The organism is Bacillus sp. T17B1, from assembly GCF_026796395.1.
Classification (GTDB): domain Bacteria; phylum Bacillota; class Bacilli; order Bacillales; family Bacillaceae; genus Bacillus; species Bacillus spizizenii_A.
The window spans coordinates 45,606-70,729 of record NZ_JALAYA010000020.1 but is presented as its reverse complement, the minus strand read 5'-3'; the positions used below and the strand labels follow the sequence as shown (position 1 = coordinate 70,729).

At 41.5% G+C, this 25,124-nt stretch carries 28 protein-coding genes; all 28 read left to right on the top strand.

The features are described 5' to 3' along the window. The first annotated feature begins 27 nt into the window (after positions 1 to 27). Positions 28 to 1,185: an ADP-forming succinate--CoA ligase subunit beta gene (sucC, locus tag MOF34_RS11470; protein ID WP_019714397.1), complete on the top strand. Its 1,158-nt coding sequence runs from the start codon at positions 28 to 30 to the stop codon at positions 1,183 to 1,185. Between the two features lie 28 nt (positions 1,186 to 1,213). Next, on the top strand, positions 1,214 to 2,116 hold the full coding sequence (gene sucD / locus MOF34_RS11465) for a succinate--CoA ligase subunit alpha (protein WP_003238566.1): 903 nt from the start codon (positions 1,214 to 1,216) through the stop codon (positions 2,114 to 2,116). 60 nt (positions 2,117 to 2,176) lie between these two features. After that, entirely contained in the window at positions 2,177 to 3,070 is an 894-nt protein-coding gene (dprA, locus tag MOF34_RS11460; RefSeq protein ID WP_268400221.1) for a DNA-processing protein DprA, read from the top strand. Between the two features lie 186 nt (positions 3,071 to 3,256). Then, positions 3,257 to 5,332, top strand: coding sequence for a type I DNA topoisomerase (gene topA / locus MOF34_RS11455; RefSeq protein ID WP_268400220.1), 2,076 nt, complete (start codon positions 3,257 to 3,259; stop codon positions 5,330 to 5,332). Positions 5,333 to 5,407: 75 nt separating this feature from the next. After that, positions 5,408 to 6,715 carry an FADH(2)-oxidizing methylenetetrahydrofolate--tRNA-(uracil(54)-C(5))-methyltransferase TrmFO gene (gene trmFO / locus MOF34_RS11450; protein WP_019714401.1) on the top strand — a complete coding sequence of 436 codons (1,308 nt, stop codon included), beginning with the start codon at positions 5,408 to 5,410 and terminating at the stop codon, positions 6,713 to 6,715. A 67-nt stretch (positions 6,716 to 6,782) separates the two neighbouring features. Further along, positions 6,783 to 7,697 (top strand): tyrosine recombinase XerC, encoded by a 915-nt coding sequence (gene xerC / locus MOF34_RS11445; protein ID WP_019714402.1) that lies wholly within the window; start codon positions 6,783 to 6,785, stop codon positions 7,695 to 7,697. A 12-nt stretch (positions 7,698 to 7,709) separates the two neighbouring features. Beyond that, positions 7,710 to 8,255: an ATP-dependent protease subunit ClpQ gene (clpQ, locus tag MOF34_RS11440; RefSeq protein WP_268400219.1), complete on the top strand. Its 546-nt coding sequence runs from the start codon at positions 7,710 to 7,712 to the stop codon at positions 8,253 to 8,255. 16 nt (positions 8,256 to 8,271) lie between these two features. Continuing rightward, complete coding sequence (gene hslU, locus MOF34_RS11435; protein WP_019714403.1) at positions 8,272 to 9,675, top strand: HslU--HslV peptidase ATPase subunit; 1,404 nt, start codon at positions 8,272 to 8,274, stop codon at positions 9,673 to 9,675. Between the two features lie 39 nt (positions 9,676 to 9,714). Then, the gene (gene codY, locus MOF34_RS11430; RefSeq protein WP_003220850.1) at positions 9,715 to 10,494 is read left to right on the top strand and encodes a GTP-sensing pleiotropic transcriptional regulator CodY; all 780 of its coding nucleotides are present in this window, start codon (positions 9,715 to 9,717) and stop codon (positions 10,492 to 10,494) included. Between the two features lie 380 nt (positions 10,495 to 10,874). Further along, complete coding sequence (gene flgB / locus MOF34_RS11425; RefSeq protein ID WP_268400218.1) at positions 10,875 to 11,264, top strand: flagellar basal body rod protein FlgB; 390 nt, start codon at positions 10,875 to 10,877, stop codon at positions 11,262 to 11,264. Next, complete coding sequence (flgC, locus tag MOF34_RS11420; RefSeq protein ID WP_019714405.1) at positions 11,264 to 11,716, top strand: flagellar basal body rod protein FlgC; 453 nt, start codon at positions 11,264 to 11,266, stop codon at positions 11,714 to 11,716. The genes flgB and flgC overlap by 1 nt, the downstream gene beginning before the upstream one ends. Before the next feature lie 11 nt (positions 11,717 to 11,727). Beyond that, entirely contained in the window at positions 11,728 to 12,048 is a 321-nt protein-coding gene (gene fliE, locus MOF34_RS11415) for a flagellar hook-basal body complex protein FliE (protein WP_003238544.1), read from the top strand. A gap of 45 nt (positions 12,049 to 12,093) precedes the next feature. After that, positions 12,094 to 13,704, top strand: a complete 1,611-nt coding sequence (gene fliF / locus MOF34_RS11410) for a flagellar basal-body MS-ring/collar protein FliF (protein ID WP_268400217.1) — start codon at positions 12,094 to 12,096, stop codon at positions 13,702 to 13,704. A 12-nt stretch (positions 13,705 to 13,716) separates the two neighbouring features. Then, complete coding sequence (gene fliG / locus MOF34_RS11405) at positions 13,717 to 14,733, top strand: flagellar motor switch protein FliG (protein ID WP_019714407.1); 1,017 nt, start codon at positions 13,717 to 13,719, stop codon at positions 14,731 to 14,733. After that, positions 14,726 to 15,478, top strand: coding sequence for a flagellar assembly protein FliH (gene fliH, locus MOF34_RS11400; protein ID WP_019714408.1), 753 nt, complete (start codon positions 14,726 to 14,728; stop codon positions 15,476 to 15,478). The genes fliG and fliH overlap by 8 nt, the downstream gene beginning before the upstream one ends. Beyond that, positions 15,475 to 16,791, top strand: a complete 1,317-nt coding sequence (gene fliI / locus MOF34_RS11395) for a flagellar protein export ATPase FliI (RefSeq protein ID WP_268400216.1) — start codon at positions 15,475 to 15,477, stop codon at positions 16,789 to 16,791. Before fliH ends, fliI begins: the two co-directional genes overlap by 4 nt. A gap of 2 nt (positions 16,792 to 16,793) precedes the next feature. Then, the gene (gene fliJ / locus MOF34_RS11390) at positions 16,794 to 17,237 is read left to right on the top strand and encodes a flagellar export protein FliJ (protein ID WP_003220866.1); all 444 of its coding nucleotides are present in this window, start codon (positions 16,794 to 16,796) and stop codon (positions 17,235 to 17,237) included. A gap of 11 nt (positions 17,238 to 17,248) precedes the next feature. Further along, positions 17,249 to 17,863 (top strand): MotE family protein, encoded by a 615-nt coding sequence (locus tag MOF34_RS11385; RefSeq protein WP_268400215.1) that lies wholly within the window; start codon positions 17,249 to 17,251, stop codon positions 17,861 to 17,863. Positions 17,864 to 17,875: 12 nt separating this feature from the next. After that, complete coding sequence (locus MOF34_RS11380) at positions 17,876 to 19,327, top strand: flagellar hook-length control protein FliK (RefSeq protein WP_268400214.1); 1,452 nt, start codon at positions 17,876 to 17,878, stop codon at positions 19,325 to 19,327. Next, positions 19,324 to 19,749: a flagellar hook assembly protein FlgD gene (flgD, locus tag MOF34_RS11375; protein WP_268400213.1), complete on the top strand. Its 426-nt coding sequence runs from the start codon at positions 19,324 to 19,326 to the stop codon at positions 19,747 to 19,749. The genes MOF34_RS11380 and flgD overlap by 4 nt, the downstream gene beginning before the upstream one ends. A 21-nt stretch (positions 19,750 to 19,770) precedes the next feature. Next, a complete protein-coding gene (flgG, locus tag MOF34_RS11370) occupies positions 19,771 to 20,565 on the top strand; it encodes a flagellar basal body rod protein FlgG (RefSeq protein WP_268400212.1) in 795 nt (264 codons plus the stop codon). 39 nt (positions 20,566 to 20,604) lie between these two features. Next, on the top strand, positions 20,605 to 20,820 hold the full coding sequence (swrD, locus tag MOF34_RS11365; protein WP_003220876.1) for a swarming motility protein SwrD: 216 nt from the start codon (positions 20,605 to 20,607) through the stop codon (positions 20,818 to 20,820). Further along, complete coding sequence (gene fliL, locus MOF34_RS11360; protein ID WP_019714414.1) at positions 20,817 to 21,242, top strand: flagellar basal body-associated protein FliL; 426 nt, start codon at positions 20,817 to 20,819, stop codon at positions 21,240 to 21,242. Before swrD ends, fliL begins: the two co-directional genes overlap by 4 nt. Positions 21,243 to 21,275: 33 nt before the next feature. Beyond that, a complete protein-coding gene (gene fliM / locus MOF34_RS11355; protein ID WP_268400211.1) occupies positions 21,276 to 22,274 on the top strand; it encodes a flagellar motor switch protein FliM in 999 nt (332 codons plus the stop codon). Further along, positions 22,264 to 23,403, top strand: coding sequence for a flagellar motor switch phosphatase FliY (gene fliY, locus MOF34_RS11350; RefSeq protein WP_268400210.1), 1,140 nt, complete (start codon positions 22,264 to 22,266; stop codon positions 23,401 to 23,403). Before fliM ends, fliY begins: the two co-directional genes overlap by 11 nt. A 25-nt stretch (positions 23,404 to 23,428) precedes the next feature. Further along, positions 23,429 to 23,791, top strand: a complete 363-nt coding sequence (cheY, locus tag MOF34_RS11345; RefSeq protein ID WP_003220882.1) for a chemotaxis protein CheY — start codon at positions 23,429 to 23,431, stop codon at positions 23,789 to 23,791. Positions 23,792 to 23,805: 14 nt separating this feature from the next. Then, positions 23,806 to 24,465 carry a flagella biosynthesis regulatory protein FliZ gene (gene fliZ, locus MOF34_RS11340; RefSeq protein WP_268400209.1) on the top strand — a complete coding sequence of 220 codons (660 nt, stop codon included), beginning with the start codon at positions 23,806 to 23,808 and terminating at the stop codon, positions 24,463 to 24,465. Next, positions 24,458 to 25,123, top strand: coding sequence for a flagellar type III secretion system pore protein FliP (gene fliP, locus MOF34_RS11335; protein WP_003220886.1), 666 nt, complete (start codon positions 24,458 to 24,460; stop codon positions 25,121 to 25,123). The genes fliZ and fliP overlap by 8 nt, the downstream gene beginning before the upstream one ends. The last annotated feature ends 1 nt before the right edge of the window (position 25,124 follow it).

Here is a 25,124-nt window from a genome sequence, read left to right as displayed (position 1 = left end):
TTGTTACATAAGTTAGGAGGATGGGAAATGAATATCCATGAGTACCAGGGAAAAGAAGTCCTCAGAAAATATGGGGTATCTGTTCCTGAAGGTAAAGTGGCTTTTACAGCAGAAGAAGCAGTTGAGAAAGCAAAGAACTTATCCAGCTCGGTTTATGTCGTAAAGGCTCAAATTCATGCTGGCGGTCGAGGCAAAGCTGGTGGGGTAAAAATAGCAAAATCATTAGACGAAGTGAAAGCGTATGCCGAAGAACTCTTAGGGAAGACCCTAGTTACACATCAGACGGGTCCGGACGGCCAAGTAATAAAACGCTTACTTATTGAAGAAGGCTGCGATATTAAAAAAGAATACTACGTGGGGCTTGTGCTTGACCGCGCAACTTCTAGAATCGTTCTGATGGCTTCTGAAGAGGGCGGAACGGAAATTGAAGAAGTAGCAGAGAAAACACCGGAAAAAATCAAGAAAGCTGTCATTGATCCGGCTGTTGGCCTCCAAGGCTATCAAGCTAGAGAAATCGCATTCGCTATTAATATTCCAAAGGAACTTGTAGGAAAAGCCGCTAAATTTATGCTTGGACTATATAAAGCGTTTGTTGAGAAAGACTGCTCAATCGCCGAAATCAATCCGCTCGTTGTTACTGGCGACGGAAACGTGATGGCGCTTGATGCGAAATTGAATTTCGACAGCAACGCGTTGTACAGACAAAAAGACATTATGGAATACAGAGATTTGGATGAAGAAGATCCGAAAGAAATCGAAGCGTCCAAATATGACTTAAGCTACATTTCTCTTGATGGAAATATCGGCTGTATGGTAAACGGCGCGGGACTTGCAATGTCCACAATGGATATTATCAAGCATTATGGAGGAGAACCGGCCAACTTCCTTGATGTGGGCGGCGGTGCAACCGCAGAAAAAGTCACGGAAGCATTTAAAATCATTCTTTCTGATCAAAACGTTAAAGGGATTTTTGTCAACATTTTCGGCGGCATTATGAAATGTGATGTCATCGCAGAAGGGGTTGTTGAAGCGACAAGACAAGTCGGTTTGACATTGCCGCTTGTCGTCCGTCTTGAAGGCACAAACGTGGATCTAGGGAAGAAGATCCTTAGTGAATCAGGATTAAATATTACATCTGCGGAATCAATGGCTGACGGCGCGCAGAAAATCGTATCCTTAGTTTAGGAAAGAATGAAAGGCAGGGGACCAGATAATGAGTGTTTTTATTAATAAAGATACAAGGGTTATTGTGCAAGGGATTACAGGTTCTACCGCTTTATTTCATACGAAGCAGATGCTCGAATACGGCACAAATATCGTAGGCGGTGTAACACCTGGAAAAGGCGGAACTGAAGCGGAAGGTGTTCCTGTATTTAATACAGTGGCTGAAGCAGTTCAAACGACTGGCGCTAACGCGTCTGTTATATATGTGCCGGCACCATTTGCAGCTGATGCCATTATGGAAGCGGTAGATGCGGAACTTGATCTCGTGATTTGTATCACGGAGCATATTCCGGTTTTGGATATGGTAAAGGTCAAACGCTTCATGGAAGGCAAGAAAACGAGACTGATAGGGCCCAACTGCCCTGGTGTCATCACGCCTGAAGAGTGTAAAATCGGCATTATGCCTGGATATATCCATAAAAAGGGTCATGTAGGCGTCGTATCGCGTTCAGGAACATTAACATACGAAGCGGTGCACCAGCTGTCAGAAGCGGGTGTAGGACAATCTACAGCTGTTGGAATCGGCGGCGATCCTGTAAATGGAACAAACTTTATTGATGTCTTAAAAGCGTTTAACGAAGATCCTGACACACACGCTGTCATCATGATTGGCGAAATCGGCGGTACTGCCGAAGAGGAAGCGGCAGAGTGGGTTAAAGCCAACATGACAAAACCGGTAGTCGGTTTTATCGGCGGGAAAACAGCACCTCCAGGGAAGCGCATGGGGCATGCAGGCGCCATTATTTCCGGTGGAAAAGGGACAGCTGATGAAAAAATCAAAACCCTTAATGCATGCGGAATCGAAGTTGCGGAGACACCTTCTGTAATGGGTGAAACCTTAATTAAGGTGCTGAAAGAGAAGAACTTGTTCGAAACTTGCAAAACGCATTAATAAAGAAGGGACAGCCGTCAAGGCTGTTCCTGCTTTTTCTGTCAAAAGGAGGTCAATATGTTGAATCAGGCCGCTGCCTGTTTAATAACTTGCAGAATCAATCAATTATTATCTCCATCCCTTCTATTAAAATGGTGGAAAGCCGATCCATCTATGTCGCTGACGTCACCCGTGTTAGAAACTGTTACTCGAGGTAAAATAAAGGCAGCTGCATTAAAAAATAAAATAGAAGAACAATATCCAAAGCTTCGGCGCGTACTTGCTAGTTACCATGAGCAAGGTATTACCCCCATCCCGATTTCTTCAAAGCAATATCCTTTCTGGCTGAAAACCATTTATGATCCGCCTGCCGTCCTGTTTGCAAAGGGTGATATGACCCTACTTTCTAAAGGGAGGAAAATTGGAATTGTAGGGACAAGAAATCCAACACCTTATGGGATGCAAATTGTCAATCATCTTACAAAAGAGCTCTGCCGTAAAAATTGGGTGATTGTCAGCGGACTGGCGTCTGGGATAGATGGAATGTCCCATGTTGCAAGTATTAAGGCGAAAGGGCGGACAATCGGCGTCATTGCGGGCGGATTTCAACACATATATCCTCGGGAAAATCTTCAGTTAGCAGATCATATGGCTAAACACCATATCCTTCTGTCAGAGCACCCACCTGAAACCAAACCCCAAAAATGGCATTTCCCTATGAGAAACCGTATTATCAGCGGATTAAGTGAAGGCGTTATTGTCGTGCAGGGCAAAGAAAAAAGTGGTTCGCTGATTACTGCATATCAAGCACTGGAACAAGGAAGAGAAGTATTTGCCGTACCCGGCTCATTATTTGACCCTTACGCCGGAGGTCCTATAAAACTGATCCAGCAGGGGGCTAAAGCCATATGGTCAGCAGAGGATATTTTCGAGGAGCTTCCTGAGAGAAACGTTCAATATACGGAACCCTTTTGAATTATCGTTTGACAAACGGCATTGTAATATTTAATAATAGTGAGGATTTAAAGTTGCATATTGTTTTCTATTTAAATAATGACGTTCATCATTAAGAATGAAATGTTGAAAGCCAAATAAAGACAGCTGCAAAAACAAAATTGAAATACTTGAAAAGAGAGAGAACACCTCTTGAGGGGGATGAAAATGTCTGATTATCTAGTCATCGTGGAATCGCCCGCTAAGGCGAAAACGATTGAACGTTACTTAGGTAAAAAATATAAAGTAAAAGCATCAATGGGACATGTCCGGGATCTTCCAAAAAGTCAAATGGGAGTTGACATAGAACAGAATTTTGAACCAAAATATATTACCATTCGAGGTAAAGGCCCGGTGTTAAAAGAGCTGAAAACGGCTGCGAAAAAAGCCAAAAAAGTGTATCTCGCAGCTGACCCCGACAGAGAAGGGGAAGCGATTGCATGGCACTTGGCACACAGCCTTGATTTAGATCTCAATTCGGATTGCCGTGTGGTGTTTAATGAAATCACAAAAGATGCCATTAAGGAATCGTTTAAGCATCCTCGCGCGATCAATACGGATTTAGTGGATGCACAACAGGCGAGACGTATTTTAGACCGACTTGTAGGATATAAAATCAGTCCTATTCTATGGAAGAAAGTCAAGAAAGGGCTTAGCGCAGGCCGCGTTCAATCCGTTGCCCTCCGTTTGATTATTGACCGCGAAAAAGAAATTAACGACTTTAAGCCGGAGGAATATTGGACAATTGACGGTACGTTCTTAAAAGGACAGGAAACGTTCGAAGCGAGCTTTTTCGGAAAAAACGGCAAAAAACTTCCTTTAAAAAGTGAAGCCGATGTAAAAGACATTCTTTCTCAGCTCAAGGGCAATAAGTATACAGTTGAAAAAGTAACGAAAAAGGAACGCAAACGTAATCCGGCCTTGCCTTTTACCACTTCCACCCTGCAACAGGAAGCGGCCCGCAAGCTCAATTTCAGAGCGAAGAAAACGATGATGATTGCACAGCAATTATATGAAGGAATTGATCTTGGTAGAGAAGGAACGGTCGGTCTGATCACGTATATGAGAACGGATTCAACCCGTATTTCAAATACGGCGGTAGATGAAGCCGCTGCATTTATTGATCAGGCATACGGCAAAGAGTTCTTAGGCGGTAAACGAAAGCCTGCGAAAAAAAATGAAAATGCTCAGGACGCTCACGAAGCGATTCGCCCGACATCTGTTCTCAGAAAACCAAGTGAATTGAAAGCAGTACTTGGCAGAGATCAAATGAGATTGTATAAATTAATTTGGGAGCGCTTTGTTGCCAGCCAAATGGCACCTGCTGTTCTCGATACAATGAGTGTCGACCTGACAAACAATGGTTTGACATTCCGTGCAAATGGAAGTAAAGTCAAGTTTTCCGGGTTTATGAAGGTGTATGTTGAAGGAAAAGACGATCAAATGGAAGAAAAAGACCGGATGCTGCCTGACTTACATGAAGGCGACACGGTATTATCAAAAGATATAGAACCGGAGCAGCATTTTACCCAGCCGCCTCCGCGCTTTACTGAGGCCCGTTTGGTTAAAACGCTTGAAGAACTCGGGATCGGCCGTCCATCGACTTATGCTCCGACGCTTGATACGATTCAGCGGCGCGGGTACGTTGGACTGGATAATAAACGGTTTGTTCCCACAGAATTAGGGCAGATCGTACTTGAGCTGATCATGGAATTTTTCCCTGAAATCATTAACGTTGAGTTTACGGCAAAAATGGAGAAAGACCTTGATAATGTTGAGGAAGGCAATATAGAATGGGTACAGATTATTGATAACTTCTATACCGATTTTGAAAAGCGCGTGAAAAAAGCCGAATCAGAAATGAAGGAAGTAGAAATTGAACCAGAATATGCCGGAGAAGATTGTGAATTGTGCAGTTCTCCTATGGTGTATAAAATGGGCCGATACGGTAAATTTCTAGCTTGCTCCAATTTCCCCGATTGCCGAAATACAAAGCCGATTGTCAAACAAATCGGTGTGAAGTGCCCGAGCTGCGGTGAAGGAAATATTGTTGAACGAAAATCGAAAAAGAAACGGGTTTTTTACGGCTGTGACCGTTATCCGGAATGTGAATTCGTTTCCTGGGACAAACCAATTGAACGAAAATGCCCGAAATGCGGAAAAATGCTCGTCGAGAAAAAACTCAAAAAAGGCATACAAGTCCAATGTGTGGAATGCGACTATAAGGAAGAACCACAGAAGTAGCGGTGAGCAGGGTCTTGCTCACCTTCTTTGTGTGTTAAAAGAAGGCCTTGAATAATAAACTAGGAGATGTGAAAGATGAACCAACAAACAGTGAATGTAATCGGAGCCGGACTAGCAGGAAGTGAAGCGGCGTGGCAGCTTGCCAAACGAGGGATCCAAGTCAATCTATATGAAATGAGACCTGTTAAACAAACGCCTGCGCACCATACAGATAAATTTGCCGAGCTTGTGTGCAGCAACTCTCTGCGTTCCAATACGCTTGCTAACGCTGTCGGTGTATTAAAGGAAGAAATGCGGGCGCTTGATTCAGCCATCATCGCGGCTGCTGATGAATGTTCGGTACCGGCTGGCGGCGCTCTCGCAGTAGACCGTCATGAATTTGCCGCAAGTGTGACAAATCGGGTAAAAAATCATCCAAACGTAACCGTTTTTAATGAAGAAGTGACTGGAATTCCTGAAGGTCCAACCATTATCGCAACGGGTCCGTTAACATCTGAATCGCTGTCTGCACAGCTGAAGGAGCTGACTGGCGAGGACTATTTGTATTTTTATGACGCAGCGGCGCCAATTGTAGAAAAAGATAGCCTTGATATGGATAAAGTGTACTTGAAATCTCGTTATGATAAAGGGGAAGCGGCATATTTAAACTGCCCTATGACAGAAGAAGAGTTTGACCGTTTTCATGAAGCATTAACATCAGCAGAAACAGTCCCATTAAAAGAATTTGAAAAAGAAATCTTCTTTGAAGGTTGCATGCCGATTGAAGTCATGGCAAAACGGGGAAAGAAAACGATGCTTTTCGGACCGATGAAACCGGTTGGTTTAGAGCATCCTGTTACAGGAAAACGTCCACATGCTGTCGTTCAGCTCAGACAGGATGATGCAGCGGGAACACTCTATAATATTGTAGGATTCCAGACTCATTTAAAATGGGGAGACCAAAAGGAAGTTCTCAAATTGATTCCAGGACTTGAAAACGTAGAAATCGTCAGATACGGCGTGATGCACAGAAATACATTCATTAACTCTCCAAGCTTGTTAAAGCCGACATATCAATTTAAAAACCGCAGTGATCTGTTCTTTGCAGGCCAAATGACGGGAGTAGAAGGATATGTGGAATCCGCTGCCTCTGGACTGGTAGCTGGTATTAATGCGGCTAAACTTGTTTTAGGAGAAGAGCTTGTCACTTTTCCTCAGGAAACAGCAATAGGCAGCATGGCTCACTATATTACAACAACAAACCAGAAAAACTTCCAGCCGATGAATGCAAACTTTGGGCTTTTAAAAGAATTGCCTGTTAAAATTAAAAATAAAAAAGAGCGTAATGAACAATACGCGAACCGTGCAATCGAGACAATTCAAACAATTTCGAAAACAATATAGGTATTGATTGCAACCTGAACGCGATTTGTGATACCATTTAAAAGCCCTTCCTGGGGAGGTATTAGGCATGGAGAATGTTAAGAATTTCGTAAAGTTATTCATTGAATATTTACAAATTGAAAAAAATTATTCACAATATACTATTGTGAATTATGTGGATTCAATTGAAGAATTCGAGACTTTCCTGCGCGTTCAAGGTATAAATGGATTTGAAAAAGCTGCATATCAAGATACTAGGATTTTTTTGACAGAAGCCTATGAAAAAGGTTTATCAAGAAAAACAATAAGCAAAAAGATATCTGCATTAAGAAGCTTTTATAAGTTTCTGATGCGGGAAAAACTTGTTGAAGAAAATCCGTTTCAGCTTGTTCATCTGCCGAAACAAGAGAAACGGATACCAAAGTTTCTATATCAAAAAGAGCTTGAAGAGCTATTTGAAGTTTCAGATATAAGCCAGCCGGCCGGAATGAGGGATCAAGCGCTGTTAGAACTTCTCTATGCCACCGGAATGAGGGTCAGTGAATGCTGTTCCATAACTGTTAACGACGTTGACTTATTTATGGACACAGTGCTTGTTCACGGTAAAGGCAAGAAGCAGCGCTATATCCCCTTTGGGTCTTACGCCCGCGAAGCATTAAAGGAATATATGAATAGCGGGAGGCAGTGCTTGCTGATGAAAGCAAAAGAACCTCATGATCTATTATTCGTAAATCAAAGAGGCGGACCGCTTACAGCCCGAGGCATCAGGCATATTTTAAGCGGGCTTGTTCAAAAAGCGTCCGGCACTTTACATATCCATCCGCATATGCTTCGACATACGTTCGCCACCCATCTGTTAAATGAAGGAGCAGATTTGAGAAGCGTTCAGGAACTGCTTGGGCATTCCAATCTGTCTTCGACACAGATATACACGCACGTTTCGAAGGAAATGTTGAGAAACACATATATGTCTCACCATCCAAGAGCTTTTAAGAAAAATTAAAGGAGGCCCTTTATGTCATCTTTTCATGCGACCACAATATTTGCCGTGCAGCATAAGGGACGAAGCGCTATGTCCGGAGACGGCCAAGTGACATTTGGTCAGGCTGTTGTCATGAAACACACTGCAAGAAAAGTGAGAAAACTGTTTAACGGTAAGGTTCTTGCCGGGTTTGCAGGATCTGTTGCAGACGCTTTCACATTATTCGAAAAGTTTGAAGCTAAGCTTGAGGAATATAACGGCAACTTAAAACGGGCAGCTGTTGAGCTTGCGAAGGAATGGCGTAGCGATAAAGTGCTTAGAAAGCTTGAAGCCATGCTGATAGTTATGAATCAGGATACTTTGCTTCTCGTATCGGGAACAGGCGAGGTGATCGAACCAGATGACGGCATTCTCGCGATTGGATCAGGAGGCAATTACGCTCTGGCAGCCGGAAGAGCTCTGAAAAAGCATGCCAATGAAAGCATGTCTGCAAGTGAGATTGCTAGAGCAGCGTTAGAAACAGCAGGCGAAATTTGTGTTTACACGAACGATCAAATCATACTGGAAGAGCTTGAATAGAAAGGACTTGAGGCGCATGGAAAAACAACCGTTAACACCAAGACAGATTGTAGATCGGTTAGACCAATATATTGTCGGTCAGCAAAACGCGAAAAAAGCTGTCGCCGTGGCATTAAGAAACCGCTATAGAAGAAGTCTTCTGGATGAAAAGCTGAAGGACGAGGTCGTTCCGAAAAACATTTTAATGATGGGGCCTACTGGCGTTGGAAAAACTGAAATTGCAAGACGAATCGCCAAGCTTTCAGGTGCGCCATTTATCAAAATTGAAGCCACAAAATTTACTGAAGTCGGCTATGTAGGCAGAGATGTTGAATCAATGGTCAGAGACCTTGTGGAAACGTCTGTTCGGCTTATAAAAGAAGAGAAAATGAATGAAGTAAAGGAGCAGGCAGAAGAGAATGCAAACAAACGCATTGTTCGTCTGTTAGTTCCTGGGAAGAAAAAACAATCAGGCGTTAAAAATCCGTTTGAAATGTTTTTTGGCGGCAGCCAGCCGAACGGCGAAGATGAGGCGGAGAGCCAGGAAGAAGCAAACATTGAAGAAAAAAGAAAACGCATGGCGCATCAGCTGGCTTTAGGAGAGCTTGAAGACTACTATGTTACAATAGAAGTCGAAGAGCAGCAGCCTTCTATGTTTGACATGCTGCAGGGCTCGGGTATGGAGCAGATGGGCATGAATATGCAGGATGCGCTGAGCGGATTAATGCCAAAGAAAAAGAAACGGCGCAAAATGACAGTCAGAGAAGCCCGGAAAGTCCTGACGAATGAAGAAGCAAGCAAACTCATCGATATGGATGAAGTCAGCCAGGAAGCTGTTCAGAGAGCAGAAGAGAGCGGTATTATCTTTATTGACGAGATTGATAAAATTGCAAAAAACGGCGGCGCATCATCTTCTGCCGATGTATCTAGAGAAGGCGTTCAGCGGGACATTCTCCCAATCGTTGAGGGTTCTACCATTGTCACTAAATATGGTTCTGTAAAAACAGACCATGTGTTATTTATTGCAGCAGGGGCGTTTCATATGGCCAAACCGTCTGATTTGATTCCTGAACTGCAGGGGCGTTTCCCGATTCGTGTAGAACTGAGCAAACTCACGGTGGACGACTTCGTGAGAATTTTGGTTGAGCCGGATAATGCACTGCTGAAACAATATCAGGCATTATTGCAGACAGAAGGTATATCTCTTGAATTTTCTGACGAAGCTATTCATAAGATTGCTGAAGTTGCTTATCATGTGAACCAGGACACAGATAATATCGGTGCGAGACGCCTTCATACAATACTTGAACGCTTATTAGAAGATCTGTCGTTTGAAGCTCCTGATGTAACAATGGAGAAAATAACGATTACACCACAGTATGTCGAAGAAAAGCTCGGAACGATAGCAAAAAACAAAGATTTAAGTCAATTTATTTTGTGAAAAATTTAATAAGAGGAACGTTTAGGAGGATTATTTATCATGGCTTTATTACAAAAAACACGAATTATTAACTCCATGCTGCAAGCTGCGGCAGGGAAACCGGTAAACTTCAAGGAAATGGCGGAGACGCTACGGGATGTAATTGATTCCAATATTTTCGTTGTAAGCCGCAGAGGCAAACTCCTTGGATATTCTATTAACCAGCAAATTGAAAATGATCGTATGAAAAAAATGCTTGAGGATCGTCAATTCCCTGAAGAATATACGAAAAATCTGTTTAACGTCCCTGAAACATCTTCTAACTTGGACATTAATAGTGAATATACTGCTTTTCCTGTTGAGAACAGAGACCTGTTTCAAGCTGGTTTAACAACAATCGTACCGATCATTGGAGGCGGAGAAAGATTAGGAACACTTATTCTTTCACGGTTACAGGATCAATTTAATGACGATGACTTAATTCTCGCTGAATACGGCGCTACAGTTGTCGGTATGGAGATCCTGAGAGAAAAAGCAGAAGAAATCGAAGAGGAAGCAAGAAGCAAAGCTGTCGTTCAAATGGCTATCAGTTCTCTTTCTTACAGTGAACTTGAAGCGATTGAGCACATTTTTGAAGAGCTTGACGGAAACGAAGGTCTTCTCGTTGCAAGTAAAATCGCTGACCGCGTCGGGATTACCCGTTCTGTTATTGTGAATGCACTCAGAAAGCTGGAAAGCGCGGGTGTTATCGAGTCAAGATCATTAGGAATGAAAGGTACTTATATCAAAGTCCTAAACAATAAATTCCTAATCGAATTAGAAAATCTAAAATCTCATTAATCGCGCAAAGAACCCCCTTTTAAGGGGTTCTTTTTTATTTCAAATATAGGAAATCAATAAGCTTTATTTCCTGGGTTGAAAGTCTTTCTTTGTAGTAATTTTAATTAATCTCATAAATTTCTTTAAAAAGACTCAAATATAACAGAAATATTATAGAAAAAACAGAAATTCTGCTATTTTCAGGCTTATATTAAGGAGGAAAATGTAGTTCTAACAATCTAGGACTATATACCTAGTTATAAAATAGATAATTGTGAGGACATTTTTTTACACGATCTTCATAGACTTTATGCCTGTTATTTCTTACAATAAGCATATAGTTTTACAATTCTCGACAAGGATATTGAGGGTGAAAAAAACTGAAATGGAGGTAAGTGGATTTGAGCTTATTTTCTGGAACGATACATAATCTTGAAAATGCCTTGGGCAGAGCGAATATTAAGCAAAAAGTCATAACTGATAATATCGCCAATATAGATACACCGAACTATAAGGCGAAAAAAGTCTCTTTCCAAAATTTATTAGATCAAGAATCCTCTCGTCTTGAAGCGATAAAAACAGACTATCGTCATGTTGATTTTTCCGGTACTGATTCGAATTATTCAATTGTAACGAGCGGAGATACATCGTATCAGCAAAACGGAAACAATGTTGACGTTGACAAAGAGATGACAGAATTGGCACAAAATCAAATCAACTATCAAGCTTTAGTTGAAAGAATGAACGGTAAATTTAATTCGCTGAAGACCGTATTAACAGGAGGGAAATGATGACAGCCTTTCATAGCTTAAATGTTTCAGCATCTGCTTTAACAGCTCAGCGAGTCAGAATGGACGTTGTATCTTCTAATTTGGCAAATATGGATACGACAAGAGCTCAGCAGGTGAACGGAGAGTGGGTGCCTTACAGAAGAAAAATGGTCTCCCTTCAGTCAAAAGGTGAATCGTTCTCTTCCATTCTCAATTCTCAAATGAGCGGAAGCGGCAATGCTGGAAACGGTGTAAAAGTTTCTAAAATTACGGAAGATGATTCAGCATTTAATCTTGTCTATGATCCGACAGACCCTGATGCAAACGCTGAAGGATATGTACAAAAGCCTAATGTTGATCCGTTGAAAGAAATGGTTGACCTTGTCAGCAGCACAAGATCATATGAGGCGAATGTCACAGCGATGAATGCCACAAAGGGAATGCTGATGAAGGCGTTAGAAATCGGAAAGTAAGGTGAATGAATGTGATTAATGCAATTTCTCCTTTTCAGGTTCAAAATACTCAAAACACTCAAAATGCAACAAATCAAGTAAACAATAGCCAAAAAACAGATTCTTCAAATCAAACAAGCTTTTCGGAGCTTTTAAAAAACTCTATTAGTTCTTTAAATGAGTCCCAAGTAGCTTCTGACAACATGACGAATGCCTTAGCTGCAGGAAAAGATGTAAATCTTGATGAGGTCATGATCGCCGCTCAAAAAGCAAGCATCTCTCTAACTGCGGCAACAGAGTTCCGAAATAAAGCTGTGGAAGCTTATCAGGAGATTATGAGAATGCAAATGTAGGGGGTCTGACGATTAAGAGAAAGAGTGGAATGACCGGGGGTTAACATGAATCGTACTCTAATGCAAATGAAAAACAAAACGAGTGAGTTTTGGAAAAATAGATCTAAACCACAAAAGATTTTAATGATTAGTGCTTTAGCGGCAATTATTATTATTGGAATTATTATTAGTGTTTTTGCTTCAAGTTCTAAAATGGCGCCGCTATACAAGGATTTGTCTGCCGAAGAAGCAGGGCAAATCAAAGAAGAACTGGATGCGAAAAAAGTGCCAAACGAACTTTCGAATGGAGGTACAGTAATTAGTGTTCCAGAAGATCAGGTTGATTCTTTAAAAGTGCAGATGGCTGCAGAAGGACTCCCCAAAACTGGATCTATTGACTATTCATTTTTCGGGCAGAATGCCGGCTTTGGTTTGACAGACAATGAGTTTGATATGGTGAAAGTGAAAGCCACACAGACGGAACTGTCAAATTTGATCAATGAAATGGACGGTATCAAAAATTCAAAAGTAATGATTAACCTCCCGAAAGACGCTGTGTTTGTCGGTGAGGAGCAATCTGCAGCATCTGCTTCAATCGTTCTTCAGATTGAGCCGGGCTACACACTTGAACAAAGCCAGATCAACGGATTGTATCATCTGGTATCGAAAAGTGTACCGAACCTAAAAGAAGATAACATCGTCATCATGGATCAAAACTCAACATACTACGACAAATCAGACAGCGATGCAGGGTCCTACGCGGATAGTTATTCTTCTCAGCAGGGAATTAAGTCCCAAGTTGAAAAAGACATTCAAAAACATGTTCAGTCACTGCTTGGAACGATGATGGGACAAGATAAAGTCGTTGTTTCCGTTACAGCAGACATTGATTTTACTAAAGAAAATCGCACAGAAGACATTGTCGAACCTGTTGATAAAGAAAACATGGAAGGCATTGCAGTCAGCGCTGAAAAGGTATCTGAAACATACCAAGGTGACGGTGCTGCCAACGGTGGAACTGCCGGAACCGGCGACGAAGATACGCCAGGTTATGCCGAAACCGATGCGAATTCTAACAGTGGGAACTACGAAAAAAGCAGCAATAAAATCAATTACGAGGTTAACCGAATCCATAAAGAAATCGCTGAAAGCCCGTATAAGGTCAGAGATTTAGGAATTCAAGTAATGGTAGAGCCGCCTGACGCCAAAAATACAGCGTCGCTATCAACAGAAAGACAGGATGATATACAAAAAATCCTTTCAACTGTAGTCAGAACATCACTAGATAAGGATGCAACACAAAACCAGAACCTTTCTGATGAAGATATTAATAATAAAATTGTCGTTTCCGTTCAGCCATTTGACGGGAAAGTCAACTTGGATACAAATACGGAAAAACCTTCAGGTATCCCGCTGTGGGCATATATCGTAGGCGGTGTTTTAATCGCAGCGATCATTGTTCTGATCATTATGCTTGTCAGAAAGAAACGGGCGCAAGAGGATGAATTTGAGGAATATGAGTATGAAGTTCCTCAAGAACCAATCAATTTGCCTGATATCAATGAAGAGGAAAATGAAACAGCGGAAACAGTCAGACGAAAACAGCTCGAAAAGATGGCGAAAGACAAGCCGGAAGATTTTGCAAAACTGCTGAGAAGCTGGCTGGCCGAGGATTAGGAGGAATTAGAAATGGCGAGACGTGATCAAGATAAGCTTACAGGAAAACAAAAAGCAGCCATTCTCATGATTTCCTTGGGGTTAGATGTGTCAGCTTCTGTATATAAGCACTTAACCGATGAAGAAATTGAAAGGCTTACCCTGGAAATATCAGGTGTTCGAAGTGTCGATCATAAAAAAAAGGATGAAATTATAGAAGAATTTCATAATATAGCCATTGCGCAAGATTATATCTCTCAAGGCGGCCTAAGCTATGCGAGACAAGTTCTTGAGAAGGCGCTTGGAGAGAATAAGGCGGAAAACATTCTAAACAGGCTGACTTCTTCTTTGCAGGTTAAACCATTTGATTTTGCCAGAAAAGCGGAGCCCGAACAAATTTTAAATTTTATACAGCAAGAACATCCGCAGACGATGGCTTTAATCTTGTCTTATTTGGATCCTGTGCAAGCTGGGCAAATTTTATCCGAGCTGAATCCTGAAGTGCAGGCTGAGGTTGCGAGAAGAATCGCGGTGATGGACAGAACATCACCTGAAATTATTAATGAGGTTGAACGGATTCTGGAACAAAAATTATCTTCTGCATTTACTCAAGATTATACTCAAACAGGCGGAATTGAAGCTGTTGTTGAAGTGTTAAACGGGGTAGACAGAGGAACAGAGAAGACGATCTTAGATTCATTGGAAATTCAGGATCCCGATCTTGCTGAAGAAATTAAAAAGCGGATGTTTGTCTTCGAAGATATTGTTACACTTGATAACCGCGCAATTCAGAGAGTCATTCGCGATGTTGAAAACGACGATCTGCTCCTTTCATTAAAGGTTGCAAGCGAAGAAGTCAAAGAAATTGTATTCAACAATATGTCACAGCGTATGGTAGAAACCTTTAAAGAAGAAATGGAATTTATGGGCCCTGTTCGCTTGAAAGATGTAGAAGATGCACAATCAAGAATTGTAAGCATCGTCAGAAAGCTTGAGGAAGCCGGTGAAATTGTGATAGCAAGAGGCGGAGGAGACGATATTATTGTCTAATATCATTAAACAGGAATCATCTTTTTCTCCACAAAAGGAAAGAAGAAAACTCTCTGTCCAAGAGGTGCGTATTGACCATTCTCACCTATTGCAGGCTGACGAGAACCCAGAAGCGCTAATGGCCCGAGTGAAAGCGGAAGCTGACCGGATTTCGGAGCAGGCAAACAGCCATATAGAAATTATTCGCCGTCAAATTGAGCAGGAAAAAAATAATTGGGCGGCTGAAAAACAGAAGCTTATTGAGAAAGCAAAAGCCGAGGGCTTTGAACAAGGTTTGGCATTAGGAAAAGCTGAGGCGCTTCAACAGTATGGCGAGCTGATCGACCAAGCAAACAGCATAACTGCAATGTCCAGAAAAGCTGTTGAGGATAAGCTTGAAGACGCTAATGAAGAAATCGTTGAGCTTGCCGTTGCACTAGCTAAAAAAGTTTGGCAGCAAAAGTCAGATGATAAAGAAGCTTTTCTCCTGCTAGTGAAACAGGTTATAAACGAAGTAAAGGAATATGACGATATATCAATATATGTGGATCCATATTACTACGAGACAGTCTTTCAGCAAAAAGATGAAATCCAGCAGCTGCTTTATAAAGAATGCCGGCTTGGCATATATGCTGATGAAAAAGCTCAAAAAGGATCCTGTTATATTGAAACTCCTTTTGGCAGGATAGATGCGAGTGTTGACACACAATTGATGCAATTGAAAGATAAACTTCTGACAGCGCTGGAAGCGGGGGCAGCTGAATGAAGATACAGAGTCTGATAGATTGTATAGAAATGACGGACTCGTATAAACGATACGGAAAAGTCAAGCGGGTGATCGGCCTGATGATTGAATCAAAAGGGCCTGCAAGCTCAATTGGCGACGTGTGCCTGATTTATGCAAAAGGGCAATCTGGGAATGTCATTAAAGCTGAGGTTGTCGGCTTCCAGGAAGAAAATATATTGCTTATGCCTTATTTAGAGGCTGCAAGCATTGCACCCGGCAGCATTGTAGAAGCCACTGGTGAATCTCTTCGGGTTAAAGTCGGAGCCGGACTGATCGGACAAGTCATCGATGCTTTTGGAGAGCCGCTTGACGGCAAGCTTTTGCCCAAAGGGCTTTCGTCTGTATCGACAGAGCAATCACCACCTAATCCGATGAAACGGCCCCCTATCCGCGAAAAGATGGGTGTCGGAGTCAGATCAATTGACAGCTTGCTGACAGTCGGCAAAGGCCAGCGGATTGGCATTTTTGCAGGAAGCGGTGTCGGAAAAAGCACATTAATGGGGATGATCGCCAAGCAGACAGAGGCAGACTTAAACGTCATTGCACTTGTTGGGGAACGCGGGCGAGAGGTTAGGGAGTTTATTGAAAAAGATCTTGGGGATGAGGGCTTGAAACGATCAATTGTTGTCGTTGCCACCTCAGATCAGCCAGCATTAATGAGATTGAAAGCGGCATATACAGCAACAGCAATTGCTGAGTATTTCCGCGATAAAGGCCAAAATGTCATGTTTATGATGGATTCTGTTACAAGGGTGGCAATGGCGCAGCGTGAGATTGGACTAGCCGCCGGAGAGCCTCCGACGACAAAAGGCTATACACCTTCTGTGTTCGCTGTTTTACCTCGTTTATTAGAACGAACTGGTGCAAATGAGCACGGAACCATTACCGCGTTTTATACAGTATTGGTAGACGGGGATGACATGAATGAGCCGATTGCTGACACTGTTCGCGGAATTTTAGACGGACATATTGTATTGGACAGGGCGCTTGCCAATAAAGGCCAGTTTCCTGCAGTTAATATACTGAAAAGCATCAGCAGGGTGATGTCAAACATATCGACAAGGCAACACCTAGATGCAGCAAATAAATTCCGTGAACTTTTATCGACATATCAAAATTCGGAAGATCTCATTAATATCGGAGCTTACAAAAGAGGATCGTCAAGAGAAATTGATGAAGCGATACAATTTTATCCGCAACTTATTCAATTTTTAAAACAGGGAACAGACGAATCAGCATTATTGGAAGACAGTATTGCTTCATTAACTAGTTTGACAGGAAATGAGGAATAACCGTGGCTTATCAATTTAGATTCCAGAAGCTGCTGGAACTAAAAGAAAATGAGAAAGATCAATCCTTATCCGAATATCAGCAATCCGTTTCTGAATTTGAAAACGTTGCTGAAAAATTATATGAGAATATGAGCAAAAAGGAATTGCTTGAACAAGATAAGGAAAAGAAATTAAAAAGCGGCATGAGTGTACAAGAAATGAGGCATTACCAGCAATTTGTCTCGAATCTTGAAAATACAATTTATCACTATCAAAAGCTTGTTATTATGAAAAGAAATCAAATGAATCAAAAACAAGAAATTTTGACAGAGAAAAATATTGAAGTGAAAAAGTTTGAAAAAATGCGTGAAAAACAGTTTAAAATGTTTGCTATTGAAGACAAAGCTGCTGAGATGAAGGAAATGGATGATATTTCGATTAAGCAGTTTATGATTCAAGGCCATTAGGAGCGAATGTAATGTCCGGCAAAAAGAAAGAATCAGGTAAGTTCCGTTCGGTTTTGCTTATCATTATTCTCCCGCTGATGTTTCTTCTTATCGCAGGGGGGATTGTTCTTTGGGCTGCTGGTGTCAATGTTTTAAAGCCGATACAGGAAGCTGCGGCAAAAACGCCGGTTCTAAAAGAACTGGTTCCTGAAACCGAAAATAAAAAAGACACATCTTCAAGCAAGGATAGCAGTAATACGGCAGCTCTGGAAAAGACCATTAAGGATCAAAAAAGTGAAATCAGTATATTGAATAAAGATTTAGAAACGAGTAAATCAGAAATCGACAGGCTCAATCAAAAGATCCGTTCACTTGAAAAGACGGCGGAGGATCAAAAAAAGACAGCAGAAGATAAGACTGAAAATGCCTCAGGCTCGAATTCTTCTTCTGCAAATGACAAAGTGATCAGTGTATATAAAAGCATGGACAGCGGAAAGGCTGCTAAAATTATTGCCCAATTAAAGGAGGAAGAAGCGCTTAAAATATTGAATGGCCTAAGCAAAAAGCAGCTTGCTGACATATTGGCGAAAATGACTCCTGAGCAAGCAGCAACTTATACAGAAAAAATTGCTGCCAGCCAAGAGTAGGGGGAATTAACGGTGAAGCTGCTTGAATTTGCGGGACCTTTGCTGAAAACCACAGCGGGTACTGCGGCTAAAACTATGAAAAGCAACCAGGGAGTTTTTCAAAACTGGCTTATGTCTGAGGCTGGTTTGAAGGAACTCTCAGAACAAGGAAAGGGAACTCCTGCTTCCAGTGATCGGCTTTTAGCAGATGCGCTTAAAAAAATCAGTGATTGGCTACATGCAAGTCATGAAGAACAAGACAAACAAAAAGCGGAACTTCTGCAAACACTAAGCAAACTAACAGGGAAGCAGTTGGATGAAACCGCTCAGCAAATGCTGAAGAATCTGTTGCAAGCAGTTGAATCAAAAATGTCCGGCGGAACGGATCAATTACTTGCAGAAGTGAAGAAAATCATTTCAGTAGGTAAAACGGCTCTGGCTGCCAATGATTCTGCTGCTGACATTAATGGAGAACTGAAGTTTGATACAGAAGAGAATGAAATATCTGAGAGTGCTAAAGAACTCGTCCTTATCCAGATGTTCATTAGTCAGCTGCTAGAAGGGAATAAGCTGTCTGACCACGGAAATGGCAATGAAGCTCATGTCATTTATCAAAATGGAGATCAATTTCTTTCTGCATTAGAAAATAGGGGCGTATCTCAACAGCTGATTCAGGATCTTAAACAGCAAATATTCACTAAAGATGAGTCAAGTTCAAAACTTTATTCGATGACAGCGTCAGAGCTGAAAAGTTTTCAAAGCTTGTTGGAACAAATGTCTATGCTCCCTCAAAAAGGGAGTAAAGAATGGAATTTAGCTGAAAGTCAGCTGAAAGCTTTCTTGTTATCGAAATCATCCAAATCATCGCAAGACTTTGAAAAGCGTGTCCACGCACCGCTCTCGCAAAGTTTATCCAGCAAAATTGCATCGGACGCATCTGGAGGTAATCAGTCTGTAGATAGTAAATCAGGACTCCAAATGCTATTTTCAGGGTACCGGGGCATAGGAGGAATTCAAGCACTTGATCTGCAGCAAATGTCATCTGATTTACCGACTCCCGAAACAAAAACAGTGGCTGATCAAGTGATCAATGCATGGAAGCAGATGAAATATACGCCATTCGGTAGATCGACGGGAAGCTTCACCATTCGGCTGAACCCTGAACATTTAGGTTTTGTCACAATTAAGCTGACAAATGAAAATGGAATGTTCCAGAGTAAAATCATTGCATCGAGCCAATCTGCAAAAGAGTTGCTCGAACAACATTTGCCTCAGCTGAAGCAATCATTGCCGAATATGGCCGTCCAAATTGACCGTTTTACTCTCCCAGTCCAAAGCGGAGATCAGCCGATATACGGCCAGCTTTCTGATGAACAGAAACAGCAGCAGGAGGGGCAGAGACAGCAAAGACAGAAAAAGCAATCAAACGAGTTTGGAGACTTGCTTGATGAAGTGTCAATGGTTGAATTGGAGGAAGAAGAATGACATCAATAAGCTCAGAATATAAATTGCCTGAAAAAACAAGCAGCACTGCCACTGCAAGCAACAGCAACCTGGGGAAAGACGAGTTTTTAAAAATATTAATGACTCAAGTTCAAAACCAAGATCCGCTTAATCCGGTTGATGACAAAGAATTTATCAGCCAGATGGCGACTTTTTCAAGCCTGGAACAGATGATGAATCTGAATACGACGATGACTAAATTCGTTGAAAACCAAGATCCGTTTACAACTTATGTTGATTGGATAGGAAAAGAAGTATCTTGGACTGATGGTAAAAGTGCAACAGATAAAACGGGTACAGTAAGCTCTATTAAACATTCTAAAGGAAATTATTATCTCGTTCTTGATGATGGGACCGAGATCAGTCCGGCGAATGTCATGTCTGTGGGACAATCTTATAAATAAAAACATCTGGAGGAGTATATTATGTTACGTTCACTTTATTCTGGAATCAGCGGTATGAAAAACTTTCAAACAAAACTTGATGTTATCGGCAATAATATTGCCAACGTAAATACAGTGGGATTCAAAAAGAGCCGGGTTACCTTTAAAGATATGGTAAGTCAAACGATTGCCGGCGGTTCTGCTGCTGGTGCGACAATCGGGGGAACTAACTCTAAGCAGATCGGTTTAGGTTCATCATCTGGCACAATTGATACCATCCATTCAACAAGCGCAACACAAAGCACAGGAAGAGCGCTTGATTTAGCGATTGACGGCGACGGTTATTTTCAAATCGATACAGGTGATGGAACGGCTTACACAAGAGCCGGAAACTTCTATTTAGATAATACCGGAACATTGGTGACTGGTGATGGCTACCATGTGTTAAATATGACGGGAGGAACAATAAATATTCCTCTAGATGCTCAAAGCTTTAGTATCGGATCTGATGGAAAAGTGTCAATTGTTGATGCTGGCGGTAAACCGCAAGATGGCGGACAGATCGGGATTGTTACTTTTGCAAACAGTGACGGGTTAGATAAAATCGGAAGCAACTTGTATCGTGAATCTTTGAACTCTGGAACTGCTAGTGCAGCTAATCAGCCTGGTGACGGCGGTACAGGTGCCTTGAAGTCAGGATTTCTAGAAATGTCTAACGTTGATTTAACTGATGAGTTTACTGAAATGATTGTTGCTCAGCGCGGGTTCCAATCAAACTCCAAGATTATTACAACATCGGATGAAATCCTTCAAGAGCTGGTTAACCTTAAACGTTAAGGAGGGAGGGGAGGCGAGTAATCGCTTCTCCGCTGTTTTATGATTAAAGTAACCCGTTTAAATGGGCAGCCCTTTACACTGAATGCGCTATTTATTGAACAGATTGAATGCTTTCCGGATACTACAATCACTCTGTCAAACGGTAAAAAGTTTGTAGTAAAAGAAGATGAAGAAGCTGTTCTGGAAAAGATCGCATCTTTCTACCGAAAAATACAAATATTTTCAATGGATCAAGGAATAGAGGAACCGGAATGAAGAAAAAACTAATGATCATTTTACTAATTATTCTTATCGTAATTGGTGCTCTTGGGGCGGCGGCTTATTTTGTTTTAGGCGGAAAGTCCGGAGAAAAAAGTGAAGCAAAAAAAAGTATTGATGAAATCGTTGCATCTACTGTTGAAATAGAAGAGATCACAACAAATTTAAAGTCTGATAACATTATCCGGCTTGCTATTAAACTTGAAACTGACTCTGATAAATCAAAAGAAGAACTTGAAAAACGTGATTTTCAAGTGAAGGACGCTGTCATATCACAGCTGGCTGATACGAAAGCTAATGAGATTGAGGGAGACAAGGGAAAAGAAGCCTTTAAGAAGGAACTAAAAGAAAAATTAAATAGCTACCTCCAAGAAGGAAAAGTAGAAAAAGTGTATATTACCTCCTTTAATCTGCAATAAACAATAATTTGACAGAATACGGAGGTGAGGAAAATGTCTGGAGAAGTTCTCTCCCAAAATGAAATAGATGCGCTGCTTTCTGCCATATCAACCGGTGAAATGGACGCTGAAGAGCTGAAAAAAGAAGAAAAAGAAAAGAAAGTGAAAGTTTATGATTTCAAACGTGCGCTGCGGTTTTCCAAGGATCAGATCCGCAGTCTAACGAGAATTCATGACAATTTTGCAAGACTTCTTACTACTCACTTTTCTGCTCAGCTCAGGACCTATATTCACATATCTGTCAGCTCTGTTGACCAGGTCCCTTATGAGGAATTTATCAGATCCATCCCAAACATGACGATTTTGAATCTGTTTGACGTCCATCCGATGGAAGGCAGAATTATGATGGAGGTTAACCCGACAATTGCATATACGATGATGGATCGGGTAATGGGCGGAATTGGAATCAGTCATAATAAGGTTGACAGTTTGACAGAAATTGAAACAAGTATCATTTCTAATTTATTTGAAAATGCACTGGGAAATTATAAAGAAGCGTGGCAGTCAATTGCTGATATTGAACCGGAAATGACTGAGTTTGAAGTGAATCCGCAATTCGTTCAGATGGTATCTCCTAATGAAACAGTCGTGGTGATCTCACTCAATACCCAAATCGGTGAAATCAGCGGTGTCATAAATCTCTGTATCCCGCATATCGTCCTCGAGCCGCTCATACCGAAGCTTTCAGTCCACTATTGGATGCAATCAGATAGAAATGAGCCAAAGCCTGAGGAAACAAAGTCGCTTGAAAAACGTATCATGACAGCACAAATACCTGTCGTGGCCGAGCTCGGCACATCTGAACTGACAATAGAAGAGTTTTTAAGTTTAGAAGTCGGAGACTGCATAACTTTGGACAAATCAGTCACGGATCCTCTTACTGTATTGGTCGGAGATAAGCCGAAATTTTTAGGACAAGCCGGCCGGGTGAATCGAAAACAGGCAGTGCAAATTTTAGATCACGACATAAGAGGTGAACAAGATGGAGAATAATAGATTATCTCAAGATGAGATTGACGCGCTTCTTAACGGCACAGGCAGCACGCTGGATGAGCCAGAGGTTCCGGAAGTACATGACTTATCGGAAATGGAGCGTGATGCGATCGGTGAAATCGGAAATATTTCATTCGGCAGTTCTGCGACAGCACTATCAACGCTTTTAAATCAAAAGGTCGATATTACGACTCCGAGCGTAACTGTCATTCCTAAAAGTAAAATCAGCGATGCGTTTCCTGAACCGTATGTAGCGATTGAAGTAAATTATACGGAGGGCTTCAGCGGCAGCAACCTGCTGGTCGTGGAACAAAATGACGCGGCAATCATTGCTGACTTAATGATTGGGGGAGACGGAAAAGGCGCCGACCCTTCACTGGGTGAAATCCATTTAAGTGCGGTTCAAGAAGCGATGAACCAAATGATGGGATCGGCAGCTACATCAATGTCTACTGTATTCAGTAAAAAAATTGATATTTCACCGCCTCGGGTTGAATTGCTCGATGTCACTGAAGAAAAGGGAACTGACCGTATTCCGGATGATGAAATGCTGGTGAAAGTTTCTTTCAATTTAAAAGTTGGAGAATTAATAGACTCCAGTATTATGCAGCTTTACCCGCTGACATTTGCGAAAGATTTAATTTCAAGCCTTATGAATACAGGAAATGCAGAGGAAGATACAACACCGCCGCCTGATGTTACATATGAGCAGCCGAAAGAGCCTGTGACGCCAGAGCCACGTATTGAACCACAGCAGCAACAGCAGCTGCCGCCAAAAAGGCAAGGAACACCGAAAAAAGCAGCCCCAGTTCAGGTTTCACCGGTTGAATTTTCCGCGTTTGATCCAAACGAGGCTTCGCAAGCTCCTATTAACAATCTGGATATGCTTTTGGATATCCCGCTTTCGATTACTGTTGAGCTTGGCAGAACGAAGAGAAGCGTAAAAGAAATTTTGGAGCTTTCTGCCGGAAGTATTATTGAGCTTGATAAATTAGCCGGTGAGCCGGTAGATATTTTAGTTAATCAGCGTATCGTTGCCAAAGGCGAGGTCGTTGTCATTGAAGAAAACTTCGGAGTAAGAGTCACTGACATTTTAAGCCAGGCAGAGCGCATTAATAATTTAAAATAACGAAACACAAGGAGAGAGATAGATTATGGCACACAGAATTTTAATTGTAGACGACGCAGCATTTATGCGAATGATGATTAAAGATATTTTGGTGAAAAACGGTTTTGAAGTAGTAGCGGAAGCTGAAAATGGAGCACAGGCAGTAGAAAAATATAAAGAGCATTCCCCTGACCTCGTTACTATGGATATTACAATGCCAGAAATGGACGGTATTTCAGCATTAAAAGAAATTAAACAGATTGATGCACAGGCAAGAATCATTATGTGTTCGGCTATGGGACAGCAATCAATGGTTATCGATGCTATTCAGGCAGGCGCCAAGGATTTTATCGTAAAACCTTTCCAGGCAGACCGTGTGCTTGAAGCAATCAACAAAACATTAAGTTAAAGGGTGTACGACTGTTGAAAAAGAGTCAATATTTCATTGCTTTTATTAGTTTTTTCATTTTATTCAGTGTACATCCGATTGCTGCTGCCGCGGCAGACTCTGATAATTCAACTGTAAACGAATGGTTTCAAAAGAAAGATGAAAAAACTGCAGATAAGTCAGAGCAAAAGGAAGAAAAAACAACACAAATTGCTGATGAGACGGAGGGAGCGGCTGCTCCTTCTGTCTCAGCTTTTGATTTTGTGAAAATGATTTTCGCTTTACTGTTTGTTATCGTGCTGATTTACGGGCTGGTTAAGCTCATGAACAAAAGAAATCGGCTTCTAAAGCCTTTTCAATATGTTGAAAATATTGGCGGCACACCGGTCGGCCAAAACAGATCCATCCAATTGATTAAAGTCGGAAAAAGTGTGCTCGTCGTCGGAGTAGGAGAGACGATCCAGCTGTTAAAAGAAATTGAGGATGAAACAGAGATTGAAGTGATTCTCAGCCAGCATGAAGAGGCAATGTCAAGCAAAATAGAGTGGCAAAAGCTTGTGAAGCCGCTTAAGGGCCCTGAACAACAGCCGCAGCAAAAGATGCCTTCATTTTCAAAAGCATTGAAAGAGCAGCTTGAAGAGTTAAAACAAAACCGTTCTGAAGGAAAGAAGAAAGGCCCACGTCATCATGAATGAGTTTATAAATATTTTTAGTTCAAGCGATCCGGAAAACGTAAGTTCAACTGTTAAATTACTATTATTGTTAACTGTATTTTCAGTGGCGCCTGGAATATTGATTCTTATGACTTGTTTTACTCGCATCGTCATAGTTCTGTCATTTGTCAGGACTTCACTGGCGACGCAATCTATGCCGCCAAACCAGGTTCTTATCGGACTTGCGCTGTTTTTAACGTTCTTTATTATGGCTCCTACTTTTTCAGAGATTAATAAAGAAGCGCTGACCCCATTGATGGACAACAAAATCAGCTTGGACGAAGCGTATTCGAAAGCTGAGGAACCGATTAAAGAATTTATGAGTAAACACACAAGGCAGAAGGATCTGGCGCTGTTTATGAATTACGCGAAAATGGATAAACCCGAATCATTAAAAGATATTCCGCTAACAACAATGGTTCCCGCTTTTGCCATATCGGAGCTCAAAACAGCGTTTCAAATAGGTTTTATGATTTTTATCCCATTTTTAATTATAGATATGGTAGTGGCAAGTGTCTTAATGTCTATGGGAATGATGATGCTCCCTCCAGTTATGATTTCTCTGCCCTTTAAAATATTACTTTTTGTTTTAGTAGACGGCTGGTATTTAATTGTGAAATCTTTGCTTCAGAGCTTTTAGG